Source organism: Sinomicrobium soli, from assembly GCF_003285545.1.
GTDB lineage: Bacteria > Bacteroidota > Bacteroidia > Flavobacteriales > Flavobacteriaceae > Sinomicrobium.
In genome coordinates this window covers 18485-30663 of the sequence record NZ_QLNV01000009.1, presented here as the reverse complement: position 1 = coordinate 30663, position 12179 = coordinate 18485, and the positions used below count along the sequence as shown (strand labels likewise).

The following is a 12179-nucleotide window of genomic DNA, read 5'->3' as shown; positions in this document are numbered from 1 at the left end:
TCAAAAATTTTTAGATCAATAACAAGCCGGAAAAGATGAATGACAAAGCAGGGGCGATGCCATGTTGCCGGATATACCGGGCAGACTGTGCTATTAACGGATTTGAAGGGTCACGGATTCCGGAACAAACAAGGTTGGTTCCCGGTGCGTTCCTATACGGTAAAAAGGTTTTCCCGTACTACTATTTCCACGGGAATATCGGCCTGTAGCCCGGAAGCATCCTTTTCGGTGAGATACCGGAAAAGTCCGCGAACCGCGAGATATCCCTGTTCTTCGGGTTTCTGGTTAATGAGAAAGAAAATATCGCGGTTCCTGAGGCATTCCAGGTTCTCCCGGTTCAGGTCAAAGCCCACGATATGCACATTATCCACATGGTACTTGCGGAGTATTCCGGGAATAACATAGGCCCTTGAATTAGTGACAAACACTCCTTTTGCCCTTTTATCCTTCAACCATTTCCCGATTTCCGGGGATATGTCAAAAGGCCTGTCCAGGGGGTAGTCTACCGTGTGGATTTCAACATTCTTCCCGGGAAGGTCAGTATCGAAAAATGCCCTGAACCCCTGTTCTCGCTGCCGGTTATTTTCATGCAATCCCCCGGCATTGACCAGGTTTACCACGATATAGAGCCCGTTTTCCCCGGCAAGTCCGTACAACAGTCTTCCCGCTACCATACCGGCCCTGTGGGCATCCTGGCATATAAAATTTGCCCCTTCGAGGGCCACCCGGGTATCGAGCAGGACCACCGGGGTATTCCTGTCGCTGCAATTTTCGAGCAGTGCCTTGCTTTCTTCGGCAAAAAAGGGGGCCGTAACAATACCGTCGAACTCCTTGCCGAGGATCTGCTCGCTTTTTTTCGTAAAAGAAACAGGATCTGAAAAGTAATAATAGGAGACCCTTACTCCCAGGTCGTGCAAGTCCTCCACCGCTTTTTCCACGCCGCATTTGGGCAGTTCCCAGTATCCCCAGTTATTGGTCACCTCCGGGATCAGCACTGCTATCCTGATCTTTTTATGCGCCCCCAGCCGCAACCGGCTGGCCGCCGTGTTTTTCTTGTACCCGGTTTTTCTGATCACCGCTTCCACCCGCTCACGGGTATGCCTGGACACCCCTTCCCGGCGGTGCAGCACCCGGTCTACCGTGCCAATAGATACATTGGCCATCTGAGCGATCTGTTTTATACCTACCGGTTCTTCCATGGTGTTGTTTTTACTCTCGGTTTAACCATCGATCTTATCCTTCATCTTTAAAAAACTGAGGGGAGTCATTACCGCGATATCCGATTTCCTGTAATCCCTGATGTTCCTGGTTATTATTGCATCCAGTCCCTTAATGGTTGAAGCCGACGAATACTGTATGGAATCTTCGTAATCGGAAAAGTCATTTTTCAGGGCCTGCAAAATCTCTTTTTTTGTGATTCCTACGATCTCCGTTATTTCTGTCAGTGTTTCCACTACTTCCAGCGTTTTTTTATGCCCTAAAAACCTCCTTGCGATATAATAGATATTATTAATGCTGATAGCAGATAAATACAGAATAACACTTCCTTTTTCATTGAGTTCAAAAAGCTCACTTGCCGGGTTGACATGAGGTTTCCTGTCCGTAAAAAAGTCTATAACAACATCGGAGTCTATAAACAGTTTAAACACCATATTTTTTTGACAATTCTTCGGTTAAGATTTTTTTGTAGTCAACATTTTCACCGGTTTTGATGATCCCCCGAAGTTTTTGAACCTTGGGCGAAAGCTGCTTAGGCTTAATTTTCCTTCTGTTTACGGTAATCAGTTTAAAGTAATTTTCAACCATTTCAGAAAGACTCTGTCCTTTATCTCTGGCATATTCCTTGGCAATTCTGATCACCTCTTTTTCCATGGTCAGGGTCAACTTAGTATTCATGACTTCTTTTTACAACAAATATACGTGTTTATTTCATAATTACGAACACGTGTTTTTCGGAAATAAACATAAGGGTAAACTCCCGGATTATTCACTTCATATCCAGGTCATTTCGGCAGTCCCGGGGGAGCTTCCCTCCTGGCCCGGGACGTAAGCGTAAGGAGAAAGGCCCGCAATGAGAGTTTTTCGTCATCGGTAAGGTGCAGTTTTTTCAGCAGGGGTGAGGTTTCGGGGAAAAGGGAATCGCGTTGCTGATGCGGTTTGCGTACAGGACGCGGCATTCCGGCGTCGTACAGGTTGATAACCCCTCTGAGGTGCGGGAAGATCCCGTTGTGCATATAGGGAGCGGTACGGGCAACTTCCCGCAGAGTAACCGTACGGAACTTACCGACATCCTCCTTTTTGCCCGTATGCCCATACCGGCCCAGGTCTTCGTACTTACGGCCGTAATAGGTAAGCCCGGTATTGTGGAATTTGTTATCGGAAAACAGGGGCGAATTATGACAATTGATACACCTTGCCTTAGTACGGAACAGGTGCAGCCCCAGCACTTCCCGGTCTGAAAGACGGGAGGTATCGCCCTGGATAAACACGGTCGAATCGCGAAAGCTTTTACTTATAACACGACTAAATTTCTTTGGCAAATACTCATTTCCGACAGGCTCCAACAATAGTATTATATGGGCTATAAATTTATTTTTATAGCTCATATCATGGAATTGGCAGCCTAAACCGGCCCGGGTTCAGGTATTCAATCAGAAGTATTGGATGTTTATAAAAAGGAATTTTTTACATAAATCCGGAATGTTGTCCGGGAGTTTAAAGCATATCAGTAACAAAAACTATTTCAAAAAAAAGGTGCGGGCAATACCCGCACCTGAATCATTGTACCAAAACGTTAGTCTATCGTTAAAAAGGAGTGTACTAATCTCTTTCAAGGAGCGTACGCAAACCAATTAGTCAACTCGTCAGTAATAACCACTTGAAAGATCATATCCAGTTCCTTTTTGGTATAATTCAGTCCGCCTCCATTGATCTTCGTTGATTCCTTCACACTTAATTCTTCTACACTTAAATGCTCTACATTCATAATTTTCTGATTTTAAATAGGTGAACAAAACTTATTTTTATCATACTAAAGTAGTCAAGGATTGATCGTATTCCACCTCACAATTCAAATACGTCGTGATAAACCCAGAAAGCGACCTCGTCGGGTTAGTATGCGTTTCAACGTGTAGTATCATCATGATCCACGATGGCACTCAGTGTCACCATTTAAGCATAGTATATTACCAGCTACGTCCGGGAGGACTACAGGCATAGCCGCCTGCCCCCTTTAAGTCTCGCCAGAAAAGGAACCTCAGATCAGGATGCCTTGCTTTTTTGCTTCTCCAGGATATCGACGGCGTAACCGATCTCCTCCATCATCCGGGCTATGTCTCCGTCATATCCCACCATTCGGAACCTAATCTTTCCCCGGGGGCCTATGACTATTTTAGTCGGTATACCCGTTACACCGTAACTCGTGGCCGTGGCACCATTCTTCTTTCCTGTGTCATACAAGACCCGGAAGGGATACCGGTGTTGCGCTATAAATGCCTCTGCCCTTTCTTTTCTGTTTTTTTCGGCTTCAAAAGTATTTACAAAAAGGAATACTACATCGGAGTTGTCCCGGTAATGTGCTACGGCCTTTTCCATTCCGGGAAAGGATTCCTTACACGGCCCGCACCAGGTGGCCCAGAAATCGAGAATAACAATCTTTCCTTTCATGGATTTCAGGCTTACGGTGTTCCCTTCCATGTCCATGAGACTAAAGTCCGGCGCGTTCTCTTCTGTCATATGATAACGGAATTCCTTCATACCGTGCTTTCTGGCCCGAGCTTCGATACCTGCCAGATACCTTTCATACCCTTTGTCGGTATTTTCGGTTTTCCGGTAGGCTTCTTCCAGGTATGTTCTGATCTGATCTCCTGCCTGCTGTTCTTCGATGTATTTCTCAGAAAATTCTCTTGCCCGCACAAAATCACCGGTTTCCATAAGGTATTGGATATGATGGGCATTCTGCTCCTGGCCGGTATACATGGCAACGACCTGCTCCTGAACATCCAGGGCCCGTCGGATATCTCCCTTCCGGTACAAGATATAGGCATAAGTATCCATAAAATTGGCCCGGTTGACCTCCAGCTCATGTGCATATTGTTTCCGGGAAAGATAACCGGGTCTGGATGCCAATGTCATTTCGTCTTCCTTTATGATCGCAATGGATTTGCGGGACAAGCCGGCAGATCGTTCGAGATCTTTTCCGGTATTTGCCAGGGTCCATGCATTGGAATTGTATAACTGGGCCTGTGAAAGTTTGTTGCGCACCATACTGCCGTATTCCATAAATTTTGTCCAGTTTCCTTCCCGGGCATAAGATTCGGCAATTTGCATCACCATGTAATCTCTGGTATCTTCATCCCGGACATGCATGCTATCCAGTTCGTTCAGGATGGCCAGTTTTCCGGCTATTGAAGATGCTTTAAAAAACCGTGACTTGTATTTAAAGAGGGAGAGTTGAGAAGAAGGAAACTTATCCATTATCAGCGTACGAAGGGAATCCAGTTGTTCCTTGCCTATATTCAGCAACGCATACAGGCGGTACAGGTTGTCGTAATCCTGATAATCCAGACTTTCCTTATTCTGATACGCTTGCACCTGCTTCATGGCGTAATCTGTTCCGGCCTTCCTGTCTTTTTCTGCCAACAGCCTTGCATACGTAACCATGTAGGTGCTTTTAAGACGGGGATAGTTTCGCAGATCGGCTTCCAGCAATGCAATAACAGAATCGGCTTCCATTCTTATACCATATCTTTCCCCGTAAAGGGTAACATAGCTGGCGATGGCTGCTGCTGCACCGGGCACGTATGTTCCGTTTTTGTCATACACCGGAAGTATGTATCCCCTTTTCCGGTTGTTATCGTAAATTCCGTGCTTCCTGAAATTAAAGCTGATGGCCTGCGCCGTATCGGGAATACGGATTTGGCCTTTCATGACTCCCAGAGAATCTGTTGTCATGTCGATATCGCTGGCGTATATTTTTTTGCCTACGATATAATTTACTGTTGTTTCTGTCCGGGAGGTATCCCGGGGATTGTCCTGATAGCGCAGCCGGATTTCGTCTCCGGCAGCAGGTTGGGCCCCTGACACATAAAGATTACCGATATGCTTTCCTTCTCCGGTTTTCCGTTCTTTTCCGTCCGTACAAGCTGCCAGGCAGAGTATGGTTATTAAGATATTTATTCGGTATATGATATTCATCTTGTCAAATTATAATGTTATACGATAGTATTAATAAAGCGGGTAACCCGGGTTCTGATCTCCCAGTCCAGGGTTCCGGTAAAATTCGTCCTGTGGTATGGGCCATAGTTTTTTATCGGGATCGGTCAATACTCCGGAAGGCGACAATTCACGTTTAATGTCCAGCCACCGGTGCCCCCATTCGGCAAACAGTTCATGGCGGCGTTCCACGGCTATGGATGCAAGGAGGTCAAGTGGCTCCTGCTCACCGGTCTTTCCTATCTCCGCCCGGTTACGCACCACATTGAGATCGGCCCTCGCTTCATCGAGTTTCCCCAGTTGTACCCTGGCTTCCGCGCGGATGAGATATTGTTCGGACAGGCGGAATACCTTCGAATACTCGATCCATTCTTCAGTATCTCCCTTTGTCCTGACCTTATACTTATAAGGATAATAAAAGGTCCCTGTGTCTCCTGTAAATGTCCCTATCCAGTGGTGCAGACGAAGATCATTTTCTTCAAAAGACCGGATCAATGCTTCGGTAAGCACGGTGTTCCGGGGCGTGGCGGTCAGAATATAATTGTACCCTTCCGGGGTACCGTAAGTAGGAATTACAGGTTTTAATTGCCATATGGTTTCCTCACTGTCTTTTAAAAAAGCTTCGTCTACCGGAGATATGTGATATGCGGGGTTTTCAATGACCTCCGTGGCTTTCTGTTCCGCATTTTCCCAATCTTTCCTGAAGAGATATACCCTGGCGAGCATAGCCTGGGCACAGGCCTTGTTAGGGCGAATACGCCCTGAAGTGATATAGTCGTCGCCCAGGTGCCCCAAAGCCTCCGAAAGGTCTTCCAGAATACGCTGGTCTATCTCTTCCCTGGGTGTTCTCGGTGTAGAGGTATTTTCATTGTAATCTGTTGACGTAATCAGGGGGACATCTCCAAAGAGCTCCGTGAGGTAAAAATAGAAATAGGCCCGCATAAATTTTGCTTCTCCCAATAACTGGTCTTTAGTATCGGCGGAAATACTTCCGGAAGCATTTACTCCTTCAATAATGGCGTTGACCTGATAGATCAAATTGTACATCAGGTTCCACAATGCACTGACATGGGTGTTTTCGGGATCGATATTGTGTGTTTCAAATTCGTAGAGGCTCCCGCTTTCGGGATAGTAATGCAGGTTATCGGCACCAACTCCGGCCATATCGAAAAGCCCTTCGGGATAACCACTCAGTTTACTGTAAGACATCATGTCGTAATAGACCGAAAACATGGCTGAAGTAGCCCCTTCATCGCTTGCAAAAATGGTTTCTTTGGTACTCAGCGACTTGTTCAGTTCGGCATCCAGAAAATCTTCACAGGATATACAGAGGAATATCGCGGAGATCGTACAGCATATGTTCAGAAGTGTGTATTTCATTTTTTTAGTATTAGAAGTTGACATCTATCCCGAGGAGCATCATACGCAGGGGAGGAAACCCGTTGTTGGTTTCAGGATCGAGCTGGTAATCCCCGGACTTTGTAAATGTCAGGAGGTTCTGCCCCTGCAGATAGACCTTGGCGCTTTTGAGCTTCAGGGATTTCTTGATCTTTCCGGGAACATGATAGGTGAGATTTAGTGTTTTTAATCGTACAAACGAATTGTCCACAAACCCGAAGGTACTTTGTGAGGCATAAGACCAGGGAAGGACAATAGAGGAGTCTGAGGAATATTTTTGGAAGGAAGCATCATCGCCGGGAGCCTGCCATCGGTCCAGGATACGTACGGGGTAGTTTTCGGCGTACATCCCAATGAGCGAGACCGGAGTCCGGTTTACCTGCCTGGAATACTGAAGCAGAACGTTGAGTTCAAAATCCTTATACCTGAAGGTGTTCTGTAAGCCTCCGTAGAACTTTCGTCCTGTATTCTGATAGACCACCCTGTCATTATTATCTATAACACCATCGGCATTGGCATCTTCTACTTCATAAACCCCGGTGTCGGGGTTTACTCCTTTAAACCTGTACAGTTTGGCAAGGCTGAGGGGCTGCCCTATTTCATAAACAGACGCATAGGACGAATTCTCGAAATCGGGAAAGGCTATCAGCTTATTCCTGGGTATGGTGAGATTGAACGATGTCATCCAGGAAAAGTCATCGCCCGATATATTCCGGGTGTTCAATAAAATTTCCCAACCCGTATTCTGCACAACAGCATTCTGATTGGTGATCACCGAACTAAACCCTGTAGTGTTTGCCAAACGGTAATCGACCAGCTGGTTGGAAGAGCGGTTTCTGTACCAGGCTGTTTCGAGATGAATACGATCATTCAGAAAGCTCACTTCTGCTGCTGCTTCCAATTTTCTGGTAATTTCCCACTGGTAATCGGCATTGTAAAGCGCCAGAGGAGATACGGGGGTAACGCCTAAATATGAATAGTACTTGCTGGTATAGAGGTCCAGGTAACTGTAATCTCCTATGTTGTCACTTCCCGTGGTTCCGTAGCTCATCCTCAGTTTTCCGAAGTTCAGCACAGCATTGTCCCTGAGAAAATGCTCTTCAGAGAAGATCCACGCCGCACCTAAAGCCCCAAAATTCCCGAAACGGTTATTGGGCCCGAAACGGGAAGAACCATCTCTTCTTCCGGTAAGGTTTACAAAGTACCTGCTTTTATAATTATATCCTATATGGGCATATATGGCGGCGTATTTGTAAATGATTTCATCATCTGTTACATAATTGATGGTTGAAGCAGCTACGAGACTTTCCAATTGAGAATCGGAAGAATATCCGAGGGCTTCGATACGCTGGTATGAAGAACTGTTTTTCTGAAATGTAGTCCCTACGAGCATATCCAGTGCATGGTCTCCGAACGATTCGGCATAGTTTAATTGCGGTTCCATGATCCACGAGGTCCGGTCATTGACATAAAACTCTCCGGAGCCTGTGGTTTCAGGACCTATATTACTGGGATTGAGAGCACTAATCGGAGCTATGGTGTGCCCTTTCCGGTCCAGGCGGTTATAGCCCATACTTATCGACGCAGATAGGGTAGGCCATATGGTATAAGACATATTTGTGTTGAAGATCAAATTATTGATCCGGTTCTTATCTTTTTTTTCCAACACTGCCAGGGGATTGTTAAAGGTATTGTTCTCCCAGTTGAGATGTCCGTTTTCATCATATATCGGCGGTGCTACCGGGGGAAGGTTCAGGGCTACACCCGTTATGTCCTGCCCGGAGAACAACCTGTTGTTGGTAATCCCGTAATTTCCGGAAACCACGGCCTTGAACTTCCCGTTTTCCGAGAGGTGGTTGGCATTGAAATTAAGGTTCATTCTTTCGTAATAGAAGTCTCCCGGGAACACGAAATTTTCCTTGTGATACGCCGCTCCGAAACTAAAGGTGGTGTTGCCCGTTCCGGTGCTTATACGGGATTGAAAATCGGTGATATTTGCGGTGTTTCCCAGAAGTTCCTTTTGCCAATCGGTATTCCTTGAAGTGTCCCATACCATAAGATCGGGGGCATTGGCGGCAGTAGGTTCCTGTCCGGCATTTTCAAATGCTTCTCGGCGCATTTCGAGGTATTGTGAACTGTTGAGTAGTTGGAGCCTATGGGGAACTTCTGCAATACCGGAAGAAAAACGCACATTGATATGGGTACCGGTTTTCCTGTTGTTGTTTTTGGTGGTGATCAGGACCACGCCATTGGCTCCCCTCGACCCGTAAATCGCCGTGGCATCGGCATCCTTCAACACTTCCATACTTTCAATATTGCCCGGATCAAGGGTGCTCAGAGGGTCATATCCTCCCGAGGCGTTCAAGAGCGGATTGGAAGAATTGATCTGTTCCAGGTTTACCGGCACTCCATCTACGATGATGAGCGGCCGGGAACCATTGGTGTTTGACAGGCTGTTCCTGCCCCTTATTTCGATATGGAATGCACCACCGGCAATTCCGCTCGAAGGAGTAATATCCAGTCCCGCTACCCTCCCCTGCAATGCCATGATCGGGTTGGTCACCGGTTGATTTTCTATATCTTTTGATGTTACCTTTGTGATATTTCCCGTACGCTCCCTGTCCTTTACCTTATAGTACCCGGCATTGATTACCACGCCTTCCAGAGACATGATATCTTCCTGCATGACCACATCGATCTGTTCCCGGCCGTTTACCGGTATACTTGTTTTTTTGAACCCGATGTATGTAAAAACAAGCGTGTCGTTCGGGTTTGCCCGCAGGTTATATTCCCCTGCTTCATCCGACATGGTGCCCCTGCCCGTATTTTTAACGACAATATTTACCCCTGGCAGAACCTCTCCCTCCGAACCGGTAACGGCACCTCCGATACGCAGGTATTGTTGCTGGGACGAATCGGGCCTCTGGTGCTGTTTTGGTGTATCCGGGGAACTCGTTTTCCGGAAGATCTTAATGACCTTTTTATCGACTTCATAAACCACGTCTGTGGATGACAGATATCGGTCTAACAGTTCCGACACTTTTATTTTTCCCTTGTGCAGCGTAAGAGGCGTAAGCCCCTTGAGTATGTGTTCCGGGTAAAAAAACACATAGTCTGTCTGTTGCATGATCAGTTCAAACAGTTCGTCTGGTCCTATGGTTTTAGTTGCTTTTACCGTGATTGAATGCTGCGCAAGGATATCCGGAGAAGTAAACCCGAAGGTTATCGTACAAAAAAGGATGATAAATAATCTCATGCCAAAGAGTACTATTTTTTTTCCGTATACCCTATGGTACCGGAGGTTGCTGTATTTAATTTTCATACATTTGTGAATTCATTGGTTAGTAATTAATTAATGATGGTTAAGGGTAGAAGTCTGGCGATGTGAGAGTTGATAGACTTTTTACCCTTTTTTTGTCTGACAAGCTGTTATTTTACTACCCGCTCTGTTCAGGGACTTCGCGTGGATCTCTGGTAATGTTGTGGCATAATTGCGGATGAATCTCAGTATATGGTAATATTGCGTTCCCGGATATCAAACCGGATATCGTGATCGATCATGGACAGGATTTCTTTAATGGATTGTTTGCGGTCGAGCATGCCGTTAAAGCGTATTTTTTCCAGTTCGGGGTTTTCGATAATGATATTTACGTCATACCACCGCGAAAGGGTGTTCATGACTTCTGCCAGGGGTTTGCTCCTGAAACCGAAATAGCCCTCTTTCCAGGCGGTATACGTAAAGACCTCCACTTCTTTTACGGTAATGGTATTGTTTTTTGCTGCCACGGCCTGTTGCCCGGGCTGTAGTTCCTTTCGGACGTTCCCGGCGGTTACAGCTACTTCCCCTTCGATCAGGGTACTGGTAACTCCGTGATCTTCCGGGTAGGCGGTGATATTAAACTGCGTACCCAATACCTCGATCTCCTGGTTTTTCGTCCGTACCTTAAAACTGTTGCCCCCGTGTTTTGCGGCAGGAGAGACTTCAAAATAGGCTTCACCGTAAAGCAGCGCTACCTCCCTGGGTTTTCCGTCTGTAAAACTTTCGGGATACCTGATCCTGGTTTCCGAATTGAGCCATACTTTAGTACTGTCGGACAACAACAGGAAAAATTCCCCTCCGCGGGGTATGGTGAGTTCGTTATAGGCCATCTCTTTCTCCGGGGCTACGGCATGCCTGTAGATGACCGAAGTTCCGTCACTGCTGGCACGCCCGGAAATGTAGTCCGTTCCCTGCTGCAGGAGTACCTCCGAACCATCGGAAAGGGTCAGTACGGCCTTGCTGCTACCGGCTTCTATACGGTCTTCCGGACTTCCGGCATCCTGCACATAACGGTAAAAATACCATCCGGCAGACAGTAGTACGACCATACTGGCGGCCACCGCCCACAGCCGTGAAAACGGGAAGGTTTTTCCGGATATTTTCCGGGTACGGTCTGCCTGTTCCACACCCTGTACAATGGCCGAATAAACCGCCTCGGAGGTCGCCCGGCTGTATTTCTGCCGCTCGTCATATATGGCCAGCCTGCCGTATTCTTCCGCTTTTTTCCGGGCCGCAGCGATCGTTCCCGATTTTTCGGGATGTTGCAGGAGAAAGGCTTTCCAGAAGGCATCCGACTCCGGATCGGGAGCGCAGATCCACATCAGAAAATCATCGTCTTTCAGAAAATCATCACCGCTGTAATTCTTGTATTTCATGACCGGATTTTTTTATCGGAAAACCATAACATCCATTTACAGGATACCTCACCCGGTCACTTTGTGCAATAAACATGATACTTTTTTTAAAAAAACTTTAAAAATACTGTAATAGCTGACGCAGGAGGACAGGACATGATATATGACGAAACAGGTCTTAAAACCACGAGAATAAAAATAGTTATCGTGCAGATTTGATACCGTTTAATTTTCGCAACTGCAGGGATAGCGGGAGTACCACGAGAAGAAAGACGTCCTTACCGAGCCCTTTTAAGAGTTCCATCGCCCTGGAAAGTCCGTAATACACCGTTCTCCTTTTCATCCCCGTAACTCCGGCGATCTCATCTGCAGACAGGCCGTCGTAAAAACGGAGGTAGATGAGTTCCTGTTGTTTACGGCTCAGCAGGGAGAGGACCTGCCTGATCCTTTTTTCCCGGTCACCGTCATCTTCCTGTTCTTCGGGCTGTTCCCGTAAAGGCACACGCCCGGGTTCCGGGACGGCTTCTTCTTCGCCTGCGAAGTGAAGTATCTTCCTGCGGCGGGCAACATTCCGTATCAACCGGTTCCGGAGGGCTTTATACAGGTAAGACCTGATAACCCGGACCTCTCCGATACCGGATTTCTTTTTCCAAAGGTCCAGGAACAGGTCCTGAACGGTATCCCAGACCAGGTCTTCATCGGCAACGACTTTCATGCCGTAATAAAACAGTCGTTCTTCGTTACGCCGGTAGATCAGTTCAAACGCCATACGGTTCCCCTTCCGGAATGCCTCCCAGAGTTCCGTATCGGAAAGCTTGCCGATATTGATCTCATTTTCCCGAAAATCCCTTTCCTCTCCGTGATGGTCCCGAAGCCGGCCACTATGCATCATA

At 46.8% G+C, this 12179-nt stretch carries 10 protein-coding genes; all 10 read right to left on the bottom strand.

Annotation, left to right across the window (positions count from 1 at the left end):
• Positions 1-152 precede the first annotated feature (152 nt).
• Positions 153-1199 carry a substrate-binding domain-containing protein gene (locus DN748_RS12815; RefSeq protein ID WP_112372228.1) on the bottom strand — a complete coding sequence of 349 codons (1047 nt, stop codon included), beginning with the start codon at positions 1197-1199 and terminating at the stop codon, positions 153-155.
• 21 nt (positions 1200-1220) lie between these two features.
• Positions 1221-1652, bottom strand: a complete 432-nt coding sequence (locus DN748_RS12810) for a type II toxin-antitoxin system VapC family toxin (protein WP_112372227.1) — start codon at positions 1650-1652, stop codon at positions 1221-1223.
• Complete coding sequence (locus DN748_RS12805; protein WP_112372226.1) at positions 1642-1896, bottom strand: DUF6364 family protein; 255 nt, start codon at positions 1894-1896, stop codon at positions 1642-1644. The genes DN748_RS12810 and DN748_RS12805 overlap by 11 nt, the downstream gene beginning before the upstream one ends.
• 107 nt (positions 1897-2003) lie before the next feature.
• Complete coding sequence (locus DN748_RS12800) at positions 2004-2606, bottom strand: cytochrome-c peroxidase (protein ID WP_146746610.1); 603 nt, start codon at positions 2604-2606, stop codon at positions 2004-2006.
• Positions 2607-2830: 224 nt separating this feature from the next.
• Entirely contained in the window at positions 2831-2986 is a 156-nt protein-coding gene (locus DN748_RS19115) for a hypothetical protein (protein WP_161554560.1), read from the bottom strand.
• 275 nt (positions 2987-3261) lie between these two features.
• Entirely contained in the window at positions 3262-5196 is a 1935-nt protein-coding gene (locus tag DN748_RS12795; protein ID WP_112372224.1) for a TlpA family protein disulfide reductase, read from the bottom strand.
• Between the two features lie 30 nt (positions 5197-5226).
• The gene (locus DN748_RS12790; protein WP_161554559.1) at positions 5227-6594 is read right to left on the bottom strand and encodes a RagB/SusD family nutrient uptake outer membrane protein; all 1368 of its coding nucleotides are present in this window, start codon (positions 6592-6594) and stop codon (positions 5227-5229) included.
• A gap of 10 nt (positions 6595-6604) precedes the next feature.
• The gene (locus DN748_RS12785; RefSeq protein ID WP_161554558.1) at positions 6605-9868 is read right to left on the bottom strand and encodes a SusC/RagA family TonB-linked outer membrane protein; all 3264 of its coding nucleotides are present in this window, start codon (positions 9866-9868) and stop codon (positions 6605-6607) included.
• Positions 9869-10116: 248 nt separating this feature from the next.
• Positions 10117-11307, bottom strand: coding sequence for a FecR family protein (locus DN748_RS12780; protein WP_112372221.1), 1191 nt, complete (start codon positions 11305-11307; stop codon positions 10117-10119).
• Between the two features lie 181 nt (positions 11308-11488).
• Positions 11489-12178 carry an RNA polymerase sigma factor gene (locus DN748_RS12775; protein WP_112372220.1) on the bottom strand — a complete coding sequence of 230 codons (690 nt, stop codon included), beginning with the start codon at positions 12176-12178 and terminating at the stop codon, positions 11489-11491.
• Position 12179 lies beyond the last annotated feature (1 nt).